Source organism: Fibrobacter sp. (assembly GCA_012523595.1).
In the GTDB taxonomy this organism is placed as follows: Bacteria; Fibrobacterota; Chitinivibrionia; order Chitinivibrionales; family Chitinispirillaceae; genus JAAYIG01.
This window is the reverse complement of sequence record JAAYIG010000122.1, coordinates 12,859-30,442: the sequence shown is the minus strand read 5'-3', so window position 1 is coordinate 30,442 and position 17,584 is coordinate 12,859. Positions and strand designations below refer to the sequence as shown.

Sequence of the window (17,584 nt, the reverse complement as noted above, 5' to 3'; positions counted from 1 at the left end):
CAAAGATGAAGCAATTCAAGGACAAGATAAGCAGATTCGAACTGGAACTGCCGACCGCAATCGCTGCTGTACATGGCACAGTGTATCAGACTTCAGTATATTCCGATTCCTCATCGGAAGTAAAAGTTTATTCGGGAGAAGTAGCGGTAAGAAACGCTGCCCGGAAGCCCGGATCCGAAGTCGCAGGTGTACATGAGATATCAGGTCCTGATGAAATCGCGGGACCTCAGGAAGTCAGCATGGATAGCTGGACACAGATCGTACGCTCCATGCAGAAAATCAGGATCGATAAATTCGGCGTACCATCAAAACCACTCTCTTTCTCAGTTGACTCAACCGATTCCTGGGAGAAATGGAACGAGGAACGCGACAAAAGAATCGCAGAGATATTCATGGAGCAGCCCAGATGAACAAAAAGGTTCTGATACTGGGAGTTGGAACTCTGCTCCTTGCACTGATCACGTTCTTTAAGCCCCTGCGTTTCTTTGATAATCTTTTTTATGATCTGAATTTCTCGCTCATAGCACATGATGCCGCTGATTCAGTTCTGGTTGTCGGCGTGGATTATAAAAGCATCAGAGAACTGGGAGCTTTCCCATGGCCAAGAAGCCGTATGGCCTACCTGATCGAGAAGATCTCATCAGGCTCCCCCAACTGTATCGCCCTGGATTTCCTCTTCCCCAGACGCCCGGGAAAGGATGAAAACGACAGTCTGAGTGCAGTATTCTCCCGTACCCCAAATCTTGTGCTTCCCTTCAGGGCTGGTGGTATTACAAATGACAGAACAGCACAGGAGAAGCATGTCCCGGCAGATATAATGAATTTCCGTTTTCTGAGATATTCCAACCCTGAAAAACTGGAAAACATACCTTTCTATGCTGCCTCTGAGATCGATGCTGCGGATACGCTCTTCTCAAGATATGCCCGTTACGGGGGCTTCCTGAATGTATCCACAAGCAGCTCCAGCCAGAAGATCCGTGAAGCCATACATGTGATAAAGGTTGGCAGAGAATACTTCCCCTCTTTCTGTGTCTCCGCAGTGACATCTTACTTTGGTGCATCTCCGGCTGATCTGGTACTTGACGGCAATGGAAAGATTATCATAAAAGATACTGAAATTCCTCTTACATCCTATGCCGCGACGACTTTTATAAATTTCAGAAACCAGAAAAGGCCCATCCCAGAGATTTCAGCCGTCGATGTGCTGAACGGAACAGTTGACCCATCAGTGTTTAAAGGTAAACTGGTTTTTGCAGGTGTAACAGATCCTATGTCCGGAGCTGACTTTTTTATCACACCCGTTGTGTCCCAGTTTCCAGGGGTAAAGATCTGGGCAACGATGGCTCTTGATATACTCCAAAAGTCATGGGTAAGAATCGATTCCCCCCTGCTGGTAGCTTTAAACTGGATTCTTCTCCTCTTTATCTTCCCGGGCCTTGCGATTCTATTTCCCGGTACCAAAAAGACTCATGCCTTTATCTCCGCGACAGCGGCAGTAATCCTGAGTTTATGTGCGGGATTTTACACTTTTCATTTTCTCAATTCTTACTGGGAAAGTTCATCACATATTTACGCGTGGTTGTTCTCTCTTGTCTGGCTGGCCGTTACCAGAGTGGACCCGTCTCTTGCCGGAGTACTCTTCATCAATCTGGAACCGGGTGAAAGCGATGCCGACCAGATTATTCCCCCGCCCTCAGAGCAGGATTTCTCAGATCAGGTTCTTCAGACCGATACCGCAATTTTCGCGACCAGGTCACTTCTCTCCCGCAAAGGTGGTGAATATGCACAGTTATCCGGAAGTATGATTACAGGGCAGAAAACCGATTCAAAATGGATGCTGTCAGGTACAATATCACCGGATCGCGGTATCATTGAGGAAATAAGAGAAATTGCAGATGGGAAGATTATACGTACACTGGGATCTGGAGGTATGGCCGATGTGTATCTGGTATGGAACCCGCGTCTGGAACTCTATCGTGCTGTCAAAGTGATCAAACCCGGTCAGTCCGAAACATTTAAAACCAGGTTTGAAACCGAACTGAGAATCTTCTCCAAACTTGACCATCCAAACATTGTCCATTGCTACGGCGTGGGAGACTGGTACTCACTGCCCTGCCTGGAGATGGAATTTGTAAATGGGGCATCCACTGATGAAATACTGAAGAAGTGTGAACTGTTCTCTGTCGAACAGGCACTCGCAATAGGTATACAGGTTGCAAAAGCCCTTCACTACGCACACAATCAGACTATTACTATTTATGGAAAGATCTGCAGAGGGATCGTTCACCGCGACCTTAAACCCGCAAACATAATTCTCAGCCGAAGCGGGCGTGTTAAGCTGACTGATTTCGGCATTGCCAGACCTCTTGATGTCTCACTGCACACAGTTGAGTTCGGCAATGTTGTCGGTACTCTTCCATACCTGGCACCTGAACAGTTCAGCAGCATTGAACTGACATGCAAAACCGATATCTATGCCCTTGGGGCAACACTTTACGAATTTATAACCGGTGAAAGAGCATTTCCTCAGACTGAGATCCCGGCTCTTGTAACAGCCAAAAACTGTGGAGACTATAAACCTCTGGAAAGTCTGGTGAAAATTTCTCCCGAAGTTTCAGGAGTGATTGACAAGGCGCTCTCTGTCGACCCGTCCAGAAGATACAGTTCGGCAAATGCTTTCCGAGTTGATCTGGAGAGAGCTTTCTTCAGCCTGGCCGGTAACGACGGCTACAGGCACCTTTCTCAGCTTGTAAAGAGATTCTGGAACTGACAACATCTGAGGCCACCGTGAGCTTCATCTACCTGCAAATGACCGGCAGTAACGGTCAGAAATATCTTCTTCCCGATGGTGTGACCGGTATCGGACGGAACAGCCAGAATAGTATCCAGATTGACACATCGTATAAAAATGTCTCAGGACACCACGCAATCATTTACAAAACGGCACAGCGGATAATAATTCAGGATTTGCAAAGCACAAATGGAACATTCGTCAATGGGAAAAGAATAACTGAGCAGGAACTTCAGATCAATGATGAACTGGGACTGGGAATGACCGGACCCAGATTTAAACTCATCGAATCTCAGTACCCTCCAGGATGCGAAGAAGCAGAAGAGATTACATTTCCAGCTGACCAGCCATCCCCGTCTGTTGAATCTCCTGAAGAGCAACTTGTCACCATGACCGGAGAGATCGAATATAAAATTCTTAAAAAGGAACTTGCTTCTGAGGACATGCGAAAGTTGCTCGATAACCGTAAACGTCTTTCCAGAATTATTGAACGCGGCAGAATCGGCCAGACTCAATCAATTCTCCTGAAATCCGCTTTTCTCGCCGCAAATTCCGGAAGAAAAAAACTGCTTTACATTTTCTCGACAGTTCTTATTGTGGCAGCAGTGCTTATATCCTTTTTCGCTATACGAGCACACCAGTACAAAACACTTCTCGATGAGGCAAAAGCGCTGAAAACCGAGATAGCAATGTACGATAAGAAAATATCTGAAATCAAGAAAGGACCCGGAAACAGAGAGAGACTGGAAAAACTGATCTCCGATATAGAAACCAAACAGAAAGCACTCTCGACACTGAGAAACCGCTTTGATGACCATGATTTTCAGGGTTATTATTCTGATCCCCTGGAGAGAAAAATCGATGATATCCTGAAAAGATACGGAGAAACGGATTATTTCATACCCGAAGAGATGGTTGAAAGGGTAAGATATCACATCGATGTCTTTACTGGAGCACAAAAGAATCTTATCCGGAAATTTATGAAACGCAGAGATCTTTTCTTCCCGATGATCCACAGGATATTCAGCGAGAAAAAACTGCCCACAGAACTGGCTTATATCGCGATGCTCGAGAGCGGATTTGATCCTCTGGCAACCAGTTCCGCAGGTGCCAGAGGAATCTGGCAGCTAATGCCCAACACTGCACGTCGCTTCGGACTTATAGTAAATGAAACCCTTGATCAACGCATAGATCCTGAAAAGTCCACCCTGGCAGCGGCTGAATATTTCCGGGAACTGATCGGAATCTTCGGATCAAAAAGCTCTGTCATGCTCTGTATGGCAGCCTACAATGCAGGTGAAGGAAGAATCATGAACGCACTCAGAAAAATAGAGGATCCCCTCAGGAACAGAGACTTCTGGTACATTTACAGAATGGGAATACTGGCAGAGGAGACAAATGAGTACATCCCAAGGGTCATAGCATTGATGATAATTTCGGAGAATCCGGAGGAATACAACTTACTGTGATTTTGTGAGATGATACTTTCAGTTTGAAAGGCTATTCCCCGAGGTCTCGTTAAAATGATAAACCAACCTTTTGCTTATCCCGAAAGTAATCCTTTTCGATACCGATTCCGATGCCGATACCGATATCGATTTGGGAAACAAACAGTGGAGGAGAAACGTATATTTTGATCGGAAAACAAACAATTATACCTGACAAAAATTATGGCTGAACACATCTGCTCCTGTTCATACCTCTCAGATAAGGACTGGGAAAACCGTATAGAACGAATCGATAAAGCAGCACGGAACTGTGCTCTCTGCCCCCGCCTATGCGGAGTCAACAGATTCGAAAACCGAAAAGGATATTGCGGCGCACCTGGTGAACTGGTGATTTCAAGCATCTTTCCCCATCATGGCGAGGAGCCGCCAATCTCTGGTACAAGAGGTTCGGGCACGATTTTCTTCTCACACTGCTCATTGAGATGCTGTTTTTGCCAAAACTATCAGATTTCCCAGGAAAATGAGGGCAGTGTTTATTCCATAAACGATCTCGCGAAAAAGATGATCCATTTGCAGGAGCTTGGATGCCATAATATCAACCTTGTCACTGCGACTCATTTTCTGCCATGGATAGTGCGCGCTTTGCGTATCGCAACCACAGATGGCCTGCGGATACCCATTGTTTACAACTGCAGCGGATATGAGTCTCCATCGGTTATTTCCATGCTGGATGGTATCATAGATATTTACCTGCCCGACATGAAATACGGCGACAAAGAGGCAGCACGAAAATACTCACATGCGGAAGATTACCCGCAGGTCAACCAGAACGCCATAAAAGAGATGTTCCGCCAGACAGGGCCGCTAAAAGTGGACAGCGATGGGATCGCCTGGCGCGGCCTCTGCATCCGCCACCTGGTTCTCCCCGGAAACACCCTCTCGAGTGAAAATGTGCTTTCTTTTCTGAAAACCAGCTTTGATCCCATTGACATTACCGTAAGCCTTATGGCTCAGTACCGACCACTTTACAAAACATCTAAATTTCCGGAAATCGACACAACTCTCAATCCCGATGAATACGAGAGGACAAAAGAGCAATTTATCGAAGCAGGGTTCGAGGGATTCTACCAGCAGATCGAGAAAATTGACACGAAATTTATAATCAACTTCAAGGAACATAAAGAGGAAAGATTGACAGGAGAGTAATTCATTTCTTTTCCGCTTTCTTCTTCTCCGGTTTACCCGCCTGCTTTTCAGCCATTTTAAGAAAAAACCGGGCAAAACGATAGAAGACCACTGTAAAAAGAAGCGATTTGAATGCCTGAACTGCCCATTTCCTGTTTCTTGAAAACACCCTGTTTCCTCTTTTCTTAACGGCTGTTATTAAATAATCAGGAGTTCCACCATTGAAAATACATTCTTCCACTCATGCCTGGATTCATGCTTCCTCAGGAATGGCGTAGAGGTAAAGATGTTGCTTGTAAAGAACACCCGTCACCCCGGAGCGTCATGTCTGTGAAAACAGACATCCAGAAATTATGAATCGTGAAGACTGGATTCCCGATTTCTCGGGAATGACATGAAGGTAAGAGTGCTGCTTGCAATGAACATCTGTCTACTCAGTGCGTCATGCCTGTGAAAACAGGCATACAGGTCATAATTCCCGGTTTCATGCTTCCGAAGGAATGACGTGGAAGTAAAAGTGTATCGGCAATAAAAAACAATACACATCTTCCGTTAATTCTAAACTGTAAACATTTTAGTTAAACGGTCACTATTGAAGCTATATCAATTGAATTATTTTAAATCCGGCTTATCACTGAACATCTTTCCATTTTTAAGACATTCGCTTAAAGCCCGATAAACCCTTTTGATATTTTCTCTCCCTGTATTTCCTGCCGCAGCACGTAGAATCCTTGTTGAAAGCGTGCCCTCTGTGAGAATAGTCTCAAGAAACGGATAATATGTGGAAATCGATCCGCTCTGATGCAAAAAAAGCTTCTTTACCAGATGTTTCCAGACACTTCCCGCAGTGGCAGTCTTCTCCGGAATACCCATACTTTCGAGATAATCCGAATTGTCGATTATTGAATTCTCCCCGCCTCTGATCGTGTCCAGGAAAATCTTCTTGAGCGGATCTGTGGCCCATTCTTTCTGCTCCTGAAAAGAGCAAAGTTCCTCATCTACCAGAAGTTTAACTACCCCTGTAACAGCAGATGCTATAGCCAGATCCGCAAAAGGCGTCTCCTGCGCATCTATGACCCTTATCTCAATTGTGTTACGGTCAAACCGGGCAATCGCTCCCCTGGCATTTACCCATTCCTCCTGCAGTATGCCCTCAGGATCATACTGAGCAAGGTCCCTGTAAACAGGCTTCAGAATCACATCCTGGTACTCTTCCTCGGAAAAAACCGGTTCCGGTATTAAATCTCCTGTAATAGAGCGGATTTTTTCCGAGTTATGCCTGTAAACCTCCATGCGGGTATCTGAAAATCCGCTCACCTTTCCATCCACAACAGGAGAACCGGCAGAAAGAGCGGGAATAATCGGCAGCACCATACGGATAGCCGCATGCAGTCTTCCAAATTCCTCATCACCGGCAAACGACAGGTTGATATGCATGCTCTGCAGGTTAGCCCATCCATGCCCTTTACATGAGAATATCCGGTCAAAGGCCTCGTAAACCGCATTACAGGCATGGGGCCAGAGATGCATCTCTGTAAAGGGGTCCATAAACGGATGCATCGGGCCCGGAAGAAGGCAGCCGTTGATCTCCTCGAGGATCTGGTTGGTATCAGATATCGATTTCAGGAAATGAGCCCCGAGGTTTTCAAAGGAGGAAACCGGGTAAGCTGTCTTGTACTCAATTACATGAAGCACCAGTTCATTTGACCAGGAGATCTCTCCTCTGGGCAGTTCATCTGTGATCTTCCCACAGGCTTTCTCCATCACAAAATCGCTGGACGGAAGCACTCTGAGAGTGTCCCTGTCAACTATCATGTACTCCAGCTCTATTCCATATTTTTCAAAAAGATGAAACATAAAAAGAATATGGAATCAGTAGTAAACCAGGCCGTTTTTACTATTGATTATTCTCCGCAGGAAGACCTCCATAATGCGTTCATAAAGGGTTCCTTTGGACACATGATCTTCAATACCTGCATCGATATTGGGGTTGTCGTTTATCTCCATGACATAGCTGGTCTTGCCGATCTGTTTTATGTCTACTCCGTAAAGACCATCTCCGATAAGGTTGGCAGCTTTAAGAGCGGTCCTTACTACCTGATACGGAGCTAACTCAACCGGAATAGTTTCAAAACGTCCCTCCCTTTTTCTGCCGACTGAATCCCTCTTTATCACCTGCCAGTGATTCTTCACCATATAGTATTTACAGACAAAAAGAGGCTTCTGATCAAAAACCCCCACCCTCCAGTCAAAATCGGTAGGAGCATACTCCTGAACTACTACCAGATCCGATTTCGAAAGCATCCGGCAGGCTTCAGCCTGGAACTGCTCTTCTGTATCAACTTTCATTACTCCCTGAGAAAAGGCGCTGTCAGGCTGCTTCAGGACACAGGGAAAACCGATTTCCTTTAAAACCATATCCAGGGTCTCTTTATGAACTATACTGGTGCGGGGGGTAGGGATATTGTGATGATCGAGCAGTTCAGCCAGATAGACCTTATTGGAGCACTTGAGAATCGATTCAGGATCATCCACTACCACCAGCCCCTCAGCTTTGGCTCTTCTTGCAAAACGATAAGTGTGATGATTGACACTTGTTGTTTCTCTTATGAAAAGAGCATCAAATTCGGCAAGACTCCCGAAATCATCCCTGCCGATCACCTCGGAGTGAAACCCGAGTGCTTCCCCGGCAGAAACAAACTTTTTTATCGCCTTCTCGTTTGATGGCCCCTCTTCCTCCTTGGGATCCCATAAAATAGCCAGATCATAGCGCTGGGCCTTGCGTTTTACCGTGCTCACACCTCTTCCGGAAAAATGCCAGGTTGCAACCTCGACAAGAAAATGATGATTCTCCGGAGGAATTTCACCGGTGGAGATCGGATCGATATTCTGCAGATGCCAGACCTCCTTGTTACGCACAAATTCCGCTTTCAGAAGCGGAGCAGGAAAAAGATTGTAAAGCTGAAGCGCCAGCCTGTCATAACATCTGGAAATATTCCTGCCAAAGTAGATATCCAGATTGTAAGAATCTCCTTTTATATGCGCCAGAGACTTCTGTATCAGTTCATCGAGATCATCATCTACAAAACGGATCAGGGTCTGTGACTTGAGATCCTGAATTGTGGTGATATTGGGCAGCGGTTTATGCCCGCGGGCCGATGCCAGAAGAGAGACATAGTAACCCATGCTCTGGTACCGGTAAGATTTACATAGATTGAACACCCTTGCGTTGCGCATCTGACTGTAAGTTTCACCTGTCAAATAGGAACGGGCAGACACAAGCTCCACTCCCGGAATTTGAAATGTCCAGTCTTTTGGATTATTGACTACTATCAGATTTGGCATCTTTGGCCTCAGGCCTTTCAAGTATTAAAATGTTGGCATCGTAAGTTAAAATTCCCAGCAGAACAGAACAGATCACACGTTCTATTCTGATTTTACAGTAACAGTCGTCCGAAAAGGGATTGGGGCGAAAAGGATCGGCTACATATACACACTTTTCGCTCTTATTGTAGCCGTAAAGAACAACGAAGTGCCCGGATGGTGACCCGCAGACATCATCTGCAACTCCCCGGCTGTCCTCCCTGGGGCTCCCATGAAGATATGTGGCACTTAATCCGGTAAGGATAGGTATACCCCTGTTTAGATATTTTCTGATCAGAGACGGACTCAGGTCACGGTATCTAAGCTCGCCACCCAGCGTGATATACTCTATATATCCTTTTGTTGCTACCTGCAATCTGTGATCCTTTTTACAGGAGAGCTGCTTTGTCAATTTATCGATCAGGTTGACATTTTTCTCCCCGTTAAACCAGGTAGGATCAAACATCTGAAGATTATAAGTGTAGATCGTTGCCTTATACCCCCGCTTCAGAGCATGGCAGGCAAGAAGTACATCGAGAGTGCCCCCCTCCTTGAGGGTAGGAATCTCCTGTATAAGCACATCCAGCGGGTAAATATCATGGTAATAATTGTATATAGCATGAAGGCAGGTGGGACCGCATGTCGTTTCTGTGGGCTGGGCAAGAATAGTAAATGGTAACTGAGTTTCCATATAATTGGCTAAAAGCCTTCCAGCACTAAGGACTTCACCTTCAGGCTGGAAAATAAAAATATACTAACCCCTGAGAGGGAGCAAATTATTTATTGTTGACGAAAAAAAACAGACCGGATTCATAACAGGTATTCACTTTCGGGACTACGGACAGAGCTGTAATATATTTTACTCTGTGAAGATTAATTCACATATAGCGATGATGCAATAATGCCCGGGACAATTGTCCTTAAGATGAAATAGTGACTCAGGCATTTAAGCCCCAGAATTACCTCCGGTATAAATTCATGACTTAACCGGGCAAATTCCCTGACCGTTTCATTTACAAACACTCACCTCACCATAATAAAACACTATCCCTGAATTTTACCCCCTAAAAAAGCCTTCCATGATTCGGCACAGAGCTTGCTTACATAAGGGGCACTAAAAAAAAGGAGACCTATGGATATTCAAAAATTCACCAGAAAATCACAGGAAGCGCTTAACAGCGCTAACTCCCTGGCAGTCCAGATGAATCATCAGGAGATACTCCCGATGCATCTTGTGTTGGCCCTGATCAGACAGGAAAACGGCTTTGTACCATCTATTCTGGCTAAACTCAACGTCTCTTTATCAAGCGCCGAATCTGCAGCTATGGAGAGCCTTAGAAAAGTACCCACTGTCACAGGACAAGGGGTCCAGACCTATATGTCAAGGTCCCTTTCCACCATATTAAATGAGGCTATCCGTAAAACATCGCAGATGAAAGATGAGTTCACCAGTGTTGAACATCTTTTTATCGCTGCCCTTGAAAAAGACCCGGATTGTAAATCCTTCGCTTCAGAACTGGGTATAAATGCTGCATCGGTGATGGATGCGCTTAAAGATCTCAGGGGAAAACAGAGAGTAACATCACAGGACCCGGAAAGCACTTTCGGAGCACTGGAAAAGTATGCGCGTAACCTCACCGAGATGGCCAGACAGGGAAAGCTCGATCCTGTGATAGGACGTGATGAGGAGATAAGGAGGGTAATTCAGATCCTGTCAAGAAGAACCAAAAACAACCCGGTACTTATCGGTGATCCGGGAGTGGGAAAAACAGCCATTGTCGAAGGATTGGCATCACGGATTATCCGGGGTGATGTCCCTGAAGGGTTAAAAAACAGGGAGGTTGTCTCTCTGGATATGGGAGCACTTGTTGCCGGTGCCAAATTCAGAGGCGAATTCGAGGAGCGTCTGAAAGCGGTGCTCAAAGAAGTAGTGGAGAACGGGAACATCATCCTATTTATCGATGAACTTCACACTGTTGTGGGAGCGGGTGCTGCAGAGGGTTCCATGGATGCCGGCAATATGCTCAAGCCGATGCTTGCCAGGGGAGAACTGCACGCTATCGGAGCAACAACACTCGATGAGTACCGTAAATACATCGAGAAAGACAAGGCACTCGAGAGACGTTTCCAGACAGTCCTTATCAATCAGCCGTCAGTTGAAGATACCATCTCCATTCTCAGAGGACTTCGCGAACGCTACGAGGTTCACCATGGAGTACGTATCCGCGACAGTGCCCTTGTGGCCGCGGCTACCCTTTCCGACCGCTATATTACAGAGCGCTTTCTTCCGGACAAGGCTATTGACCTTGTAGATGAGGCTGCTGCAAAGCTTCGCACAGAGATGGACAGCAGTCCTGCGGAACTGGATGAGGCAGTAAGGCGGCAGATGCAGCTTGAGATCGAAATAGAGGGGCTTAAGAAAGAAAAAGATCCCTCTTCCAGGGAAAGACTCAGAAAAATCCAGGAGGAGCTGGCAGAAGTCAAGGCAAATACGGCATCCCTGAGAGCACGCTGGGAGAGTGAAAAAAGTAAAGTCGGTAATCTGCAGGCCCTGAGAGGTCAACTGGAACAGGCACGGCATGAGCTGGAGAAGGCGGAACGTGAATACAACCTGAGTAAGGCCGCTGAACTCCGTCATGGTAAAATCCCCCTCATGGAGAAACAGCTCAAGGAAGCTGAGGATGAACTGAAAACACAGGAACAGGGCAGCAGACTTCTGAAAGAAGAGGTGGATGAGGAAGACATTGCCGAAATTATCAGCAGATGGACACACATTCCGGTAAGTAAACTGGTCCAGGGAGAAAAGGAAAAGCTCCTCCATCTCTCAGAGCACCTCCATGAGAGGGTTATAGGTCAGGATGAGGCGGTGGAGGCAGTTGCCGATTCTGTTCTGCGCGCCAGGGCAGGCTTAAAAGATCCCAATCGTCCTATAGGAAGTTTCATTTTCCTCGGCCCGACCGGAGTGGGAAAAACCGAACTTGCCAGGGCGCTGGCATATAATCTTTTCGATGATGAACGGGCGATGGTACGCATAGATATGTCAGAATACATGGAGAAGTTTGCAGTCTCAAGACTGGTTGGCGCTCCTCCGGGATATGTAGGATATGAGGAGGGGGGACAATTGACCGAGGCTGTAAGGAGACGCCCATACTCTGTTGTACTGTTTGACGAAATAGAAAAGGCACACAGTGATGTATTCAATATCCTGCTGCAGATTCTCGATGACGGGCGGATAACGGACTCCCAGGGAAGGGTAGTGAATTTCAAGAACACAATAATTATTATGACTTCCAATATAGGCTCGCAGTTCATAACTGAATACAGCGGTGATGGCCATGAGAAGGTAAGAGATACAGTGATGGGTGAACTGCGTAAATTCTTCAGGCCCGAATTTCTCAACAGGGTGGACGAGATAGTGGTATTTCACTCTCTTTCTCTTGAACATATCCGTGAAATTGTCAAGATCCAGATCTCCCGTTTCAAAGAGCGTCTAACCGCAAACGGTATCGGACTGCAGATAGATGAGGCAGCAGAGGACCTTCTGGCTGAAAAGGGATATGATCCGGTCTATGGTGCAAGACCAATTAAAAGGGTGATCCAGAAGGAACTGGAAACGCCAATCTCCCGTTTCATTATCTCAGGGGATATAAAAGAGGGTGACACAGTAAAGATATCAACTGAAGGAGACCGGATCTCCATTAAAGCCTGAGAAAATTCTTACTGTATCTGAATTATCCAGCTTTCATGGATAATTCAGATTCATTATAAAACTAAAAATCTTCTTCCCTGGCTAAATCAGTTTAATCAGTTGTCGGTATCGAAGAGATACCTATTTCGATTCCGATGCCGACACCGATAAAAGCAAAAAAATCTTCTTCTCTAGTTTAATCAGTTCAATCTGTTTAATCAGATTAATCAAGGGTCAAGGGTCAATCAGGGGTCAGGGGTAAAGAAAACCGAGTTGAATATGAATAAGAAGTACGGGGAAGCGTTTCATATAGGTCTCAGGACTTACAGCCCCGAACATGTTTGCATCACTAACTGTGCTCACCTCATTTAGTTTGACATAGGAAATCCGTGAGCCAAGTGTGAAGAGATTGTACTTGAGGCCAAAATCCATGGCCATTCCAAACGATTTAGCCGTTTCAGAAGAATAGATAACATTCCCGATATAAACTTCATCATCACCATAGTATCCGGCTACAGAAGCTTCCGGAACTCTGGAGATGTAGAGTCCACCAAGAAGGGAAAAATAAATCGCAAGATCACTGGAGAGCTGTGCTTCAACCCATGGCCCGGTCAGTAGTGCAAAATTCACCCACCATGAATCACCGTGCACATCTACTTTGTCAGCCTCAAAATGAGCCAGTTTACTTCTGTGTTGTGAGATAAAAACCTTACCAAAGCCGTGGTCATCAAACGAGTTTAGTATCACCGACCCGTCGAATGCCCATTTAAAGCCCCTGGAACCGAGTCCCTGAAGGTATTTGATTCCAGCAGACATACCCAGATCAGCAAATCCAATCTCTGATTGTCTCAAAGAAACAGATGTTTTGCTTTCACCAAACTCTTTAGTCGGGATGGAAAGCCCGGTGTATACACCAAAACTCCTCTTGAATTCCCTGGCTTCTGCCCTGATATGAAATGGTAGAGCAACAAATACAAGCAAGAGCAGATTAACTATTGGTCTCATATATTTCCCAACCCGGAAAACCGGATTGTGTAAGAACGGATACAAGATTGTACTTAACTATTCTATTATACCATTTTTTGTGACAAATTTGAAGGCACAGGCTCGATAATTGCAGATAAACAGTAATGAAACGGAGGACACGTGCCGCAGAAATCCTCATCAACGCTGTTTCTTCTTTTATTTCTGGCGATCTTGAGCTTCAGTGGCTTGAATTCACCGGCAAATATCAGAGATAAAATTAGCCGTATGGCTGTTCTCTTTATTACTACGGTAAATCTTCACTGGATCTATAGCAGTTTACTCTCCCGGGATAACCAGTGAGAAAAACAACTATCGTGTGCTTTCAGGATCCCCCGAAATAGAAAGTAAATCCGGTGGAAATCTGAAAACTTCGGAAATAGGCCTCCTGTTCCTCGTAAACAAGGATGCCCAAAGAATCTACAATCTCCCTTTTTGCTTTATCGGAAAGTCTGTTGAAGTTTTTCAGGCCGTAAACAAACTGACCCTGGATAAAGACACCGATGTAATTGAACCTTTTTTCCATACCAAAACCGGCCATCAACGAAGAACTTCCTCTTCTGTGATAATCATTATATGAGTAATGGATCTGATTTCCAGATGAATCGGAAATCACTCTACTTTCAAACAGATTAACTGAGGATACCTTCTCTCTGGTCGTTCTTTCTTCTAAAGGGTAATAAGTAACAATCTCCTCAATCAGGTTTTCAAAAGCACTGAACACAAAACCGCACATAATTCCTCCAAAGCCATAGATTCTAAATTTCAAACGGGAAAAATAGGGCGTCTTCAACCGCAACAGCAGCGGAAATTCCATCAATACGATTTTTCGCTCGGCATAGAGACTAACTTCGACAACCAGGGGCATACTGCTGCTCCAGTCTATACCACTTTTATTGGAGATAAGCATCTCATAACCATGTCCCGAGATGAACAATCCGCTTTGGATCTCACACCATTTCAGAAGAGAATAGCCAAAATGAATCGCACAATTACCTGTTGTGACTGGATCGGCAGTGGATTGGTAATACGATTCCAATCCGTCGATCTCACTGCCATCCATATATGATAGACTTATCCCGCCCATTATCCCTAAATTCAGAGGAAGACTATTGGCGGAAATTACACACGGCAAAAAAAGCAAAATCATGCACGATACAGAAAGAAAGGAACGAATAAGCATTCTCTGCTCCTGATTGTTGAAGCTAATAGTTGCAAGTGAGATACCTTTTAAGTTTCGCATAAAATAATAATGTCAAACAGACCGGGAAATCGGGTTGCTTTTCAGGACTGAATTGCATCATCTTTACAGCTAAGTTCCGGTTCTCATGGAGAAAACAGCATCCGAAACCAGGGATAATATATATTGATTTATGATTCATCCAGATATCAAAAGGCATACAGAGGAGATGTATATGAAGCTTCACATCACTTCCTTGGTTTTTCTTCTTTTATCACTGTCAGTAAACAGCGCTCCACTTTCCCGAATAATAGGAAACACCAATACTTTCAGCGCAAAGATTACTATCGAAAGTAATGATACAACAGAGAACGCTTATGATTCGATTTGTCCCAATTACTGGTTTGTAAAATACAAAATGGATCCTAAAATGATGATGGATTATGATTACCGGATTACTATCTATAGAAAAGCTGTAGAACCTGGCAGAATATCGATATCATTCTGGGGCTTTAAAGGCGATACACTGGAATGTGGTTCTTTTGGTTCTGCACCAGTTACTGATACCGTCAGAGCAGACACTGCAGTCTATTACTGGAATTACCTTCGTCTTCTGAAAAGGCAATCGGAATTTTTTTCAGTTAAAATGGGAAATGAAGTGCATTTAAAAATTCATCTGAAATCAGCTTCTGTAAATGACAGCATAGTCTTCACACGTCCCTTTCTTGAATACACCGGAACTTTTAATCCGGTAAAACCCGCAAAGGAAAAACCTGTTCAGGAATCCGGCAGCAAAAGATTTGACAGAGCAATGGTTTACGATATCAGTGGCCGAAACATCTCTTTAACAACCGGCTCATCTCAGGTTATAATAATGATCCCTGAAGGCCTCAATTCCGGTAATAACCCTCAAAAATTCTTTCTGTCTGAAAGATAACCGGCACAATTTACCTGTAAGAATGGGAAAACCGCAATTCGGCTTCCCCATTCTCTTCTGATGGATGAATAATTTCGTCATCAATAAAAAAACTTGACCATAAACAGGTAATAAGGTATTTTAATACCTGAATTATAGAGGTCCTTATGCACTGTATGTTAAAAACTACAAAAGCATTTACACTGGCAGTTCATGCCATGTCACTTCTGGCGCAGAATCATCCCGGAAAGCTGCCGATCGGAAAGATCGCCACTCTCTGCGGTGTCTCCGAAGCACATCTGGCAAAAGTCGTACAGATCCTTGCCAGAAACCGCATGGTGAAAGGAGAACGGGGGCCCTCCGGAGGAGTCTCTTTAAGCACCCCACCGGAGCAGATCTCCCTGCTCGATATCTGGGATGCTGTTGAGGGAAGATCTGAAGAGAGTGGCTGCCCCTTTGCCCTGCCATTCTGCAAACATGAAAGCTGCTCTCTTGGCTTGATTTTCACAGAGCATAACAGGCAGATAGAGTCACTGATGAAGAGCACGACATTGAAAGAACTTGGATGCGGCAGTGAGATAGATAAAGCACAAGATGCTGACCCCGGGTTTCCAGGAATGATTTTGTAAAGGAAGAATTTTTTTTGCATTTATTTGATATAATTTTAGTATCATTTTATGGACCTGGAAAAGATGACTTAAAATAAAAACAAGGGAGGTTTAGATGGGAACAGCATTTTCAATTGACACAAGGGGCCTTTCTCATGAGGAAAAAGAAGGAAAGCTCTTCCCTGCTATTGAGACTCTGAAAAGCGGTGAGAGGTTGGATGTGACATTTGATTTTGATCCGCATCCTCTTGTGTACATGCTTGGAAGCAAACCGGAGCTGAAGGTTACTAAAGAGCAGAAAGGCAGCAGGGAGTGGGTCCTGCGAATCGAACAGACAGCAAGCAACAGGGTAACTGCATCTCAGGATGGCAGTGCGGCAAAGGAAACCCTTAAGGCCCTTTTACGAGAACTGAAATCGGAAAAAATCACAGAAGAGTTAAAGGAACGCGCAAAAACATTTCTTGGCAGCGTAGATGCCAGAACGCTTGGCGTCCTTGAACAGGAACTGATTCAGGAGGGAATCTCTCATGAAGAGATCCGGAAGAGTCTCTGTGATGTTCACCTTGAAGCAATGTGCGATTCTCTTGTAGAGAAGCGGATCTCAGTTTCTGCTCCCCATCCGGTCCACACCCTGATGGAAGAGCACAGGATCATAGTTGACGGGCTCCATAAGCTGAAGGGTATTACAGATCGGATGAAGCAGTATTCCGGCTATAGTGACATGGGTGCGGATTTTGACCTGCTTAAAGAGATTGCCCACCTGATGGTCGAGGCCGAACTGCACCACCAGCGGGAAGAAGACGCGCTCTTCCCCAGGCTTCATTTACATGGTATAACTGAACCGCCGGACATCATGAAAGAGGAGCATGTGGAGTTCCGTGCACACAAACGGGCCTTATTTGCAATAGTCAATAGAACCGGAACCCCGTTCTGGGAATTCAAAAAGGCTGTCATTGAACACGGGGAATTTATCAGCCGTGAGCTGGAAAGCCATATCTTCAAAGAAGACAATATCCTCTACCAGATCGCTCTTCAGGTGTTCACCGATGAGGACTGGAAAGAGATAAAGAGGGATTGTGACAAGATCGGTTACTGCTGCTTTACGCCTCAGGACCTTGTTGCCACAACTGAGCTGGATCTCCGTCCGCTCCCCCCGCCGCAGCGCCACAAACAGATATTTGAGATGTGGAGTGCACTGCCATCAGGCGGCATTTTACGGATAATCAACGATCATGATCCCAAACCGCTTTACTACCAGTTCGAAGCCGAACATAAAGGTGATTTTACCTGGGATTACGATCAGCAGGGACCGGAGGACTGGATTGTCAGAATCGGACATAAGTAAAATTGACATGAATTTATCTTCTATAATTCTTTATCTG

The 17,584-nt window shown here is 45.1% G+C and carries 15 protein-coding genes; 9 read left to right on the top strand and 6 right to left on the bottom strand.

Going from position 1 to position 17,584, the window contains the following annotated elements:
• From GX089_08360 to GX089_08345, 4 genes are all read left to right on the top strand, one after another.
• On the top strand, window positions 1-410 hold a 410-nt coding region (locus GX089_08360; GenBank protein NLP02492.1), incomplete at its 5' end, for a hypothetical protein.
• Window positions 407-2,770 (top strand): CHASE2 domain-containing protein, encoded by a 2,364-nt coding sequence (locus tag GX089_08355; GenBank protein ID NLP02491.1) that lies wholly within the window; start codon window positions 407-409, stop codon window positions 2,768-2,770. The genes GX089_08360 and GX089_08355, both read left to right, overlap by 4 nt.
• Before the next feature lie 17 nt (window positions 2,771-2,787).
• Entirely contained in the window at window positions 2,788-4,260 is a 1,473-nt protein-coding gene (locus GX089_08350) for a transglycosylase SLT domain-containing protein (protein ID NLP02490.1), read from the top strand.
• A gap of 201 nt (window positions 4,261-4,461) precedes the next feature.
• Window positions 4,462-5,445, top strand: a complete 984-nt coding sequence (locus tag GX089_08345; protein ID NLP02489.1) for a radical SAM protein — start codon at window positions 4,462-4,464, stop codon at window positions 5,443-5,445.
• Between the two features lies 1 nt (window position 5,446).
• Here the strand turns inward: GX089_08345 and GX089_08340 are convergent, their stop codons facing one another.
• From GX089_08340 to GX089_08325, 4 genes are all read right to left on the bottom strand, one after another.
• Window positions 5,447-5,593, bottom strand: coding sequence for a hypothetical protein (locus GX089_08340; GenBank protein ID NLP02488.1), 147 nt, complete (start codon window positions 5,591-5,593; stop codon window positions 5,447-5,449).
• 443 nt (window positions 5,594-6,036) lie between these two features.
• Window positions 6,037-7,281 (bottom strand): glutamate--cysteine ligase, encoded by a 1,245-nt coding sequence (locus GX089_08335; protein NLP02487.1) that lies wholly within the window; start codon window positions 7,279-7,281, stop codon window positions 6,037-6,039.
• 15 nt (window positions 7,282-7,296) lie between these two features.
• Window positions 7,297-8,769: a RimK family protein gene (locus GX089_08330; protein NLP02486.1), complete on the bottom strand. Its 1,473-nt coding sequence runs from the start codon at window positions 8,767-8,769 to the stop codon at window positions 7,297-7,299.
• Window positions 8,744-9,478, bottom strand: coding sequence for a hypothetical protein (locus GX089_08325; GenBank protein NLP02485.1), 735 nt, complete (start codon window positions 9,476-9,478; stop codon window positions 8,744-8,746). The genes GX089_08330 and GX089_08325 overlap by 26 nt, the downstream gene beginning before the upstream one ends.
• Before the next feature lie 441 nt (window positions 9,479-9,919).
• Between GX089_08325 and clpB the strand changes: the two genes are divergently transcribed.
• Entirely contained in the window at window positions 9,920-12,496 is a 2,577-nt protein-coding gene (clpB, locus tag GX089_08320) for an ATP-dependent chaperone ClpB (protein ID NLP02484.1), read from the top strand.
• Between the two features lie 231 nt (window positions 12,497-12,727).
• Here clpB and GX089_08315 read toward each other — a convergent pair whose 3' ends face one another.
• The gene (locus GX089_08315) at window positions 12,728-13,480 is read right to left on the bottom strand and encodes a hypothetical protein (GenBank protein ID NLP02483.1); all 753 of its coding nucleotides are present in this window, start codon (window positions 13,478-13,480) and stop codon (window positions 12,728-12,730) included.
• Between the two features lie 141 nt (window positions 13,481-13,621).
• On the opposite strand from GX089_08315, the gene GX089_08310 reads away from it, so the two are divergent.
• Window positions 13,622-13,801: a hypothetical protein gene (locus GX089_08310; protein ID NLP02482.1), complete on the top strand. Its 180-nt coding sequence runs from the start codon at window positions 13,622-13,624 to the stop codon at window positions 13,799-13,801.
• Between the two features lie 22 nt (window positions 13,802-13,823).
• On the opposite strand, the gene GX089_08305 is transcribed toward GX089_08310, so the two are convergent.
• Window positions 13,824-14,681 (bottom strand): hypothetical protein, encoded by an 858-nt coding sequence (locus GX089_08305; protein ID NLP02481.1) that lies wholly within the window; start codon window positions 14,679-14,681, stop codon window positions 13,824-13,826.
• Window positions 14,682-14,913: 232 nt separating this feature from the next.
• Here GX089_08305 and GX089_08300 point away from each other — a divergent pair, with 232 nt between their 5' ends.
• The 3 genes from GX089_08300 (at window position 14,914) to GX089_08290 (ending at window position 17,547) form a co-directional block, all read left to right on the top strand.
• The gene (locus tag GX089_08300; GenBank protein NLP02480.1) at window positions 14,914-15,615 is read left to right on the top strand and encodes a hypothetical protein; all 702 of its coding nucleotides are present in this window, start codon (window positions 14,914-14,916) and stop codon (window positions 15,613-15,615) included.
• Between the two features lie 155 nt (window positions 15,616-15,770).
• Entirely contained in the window at window positions 15,771-16,223 is a 453-nt protein-coding gene (locus GX089_08295; protein NLP02479.1) for an Rrf2 family transcriptional regulator, read from the top strand.
• 94 nt (window positions 16,224-16,317) lie between these two features.
• Window positions 16,318-17,547 (top strand): DUF438 domain-containing protein, encoded by a 1,230-nt coding sequence (locus tag GX089_08290; GenBank protein ID NLP02478.1) that lies wholly within the window; start codon window positions 16,318-16,320, stop codon window positions 17,545-17,547.
• Window positions 17,548-17,584: the final 37 nt, after the last annotated feature.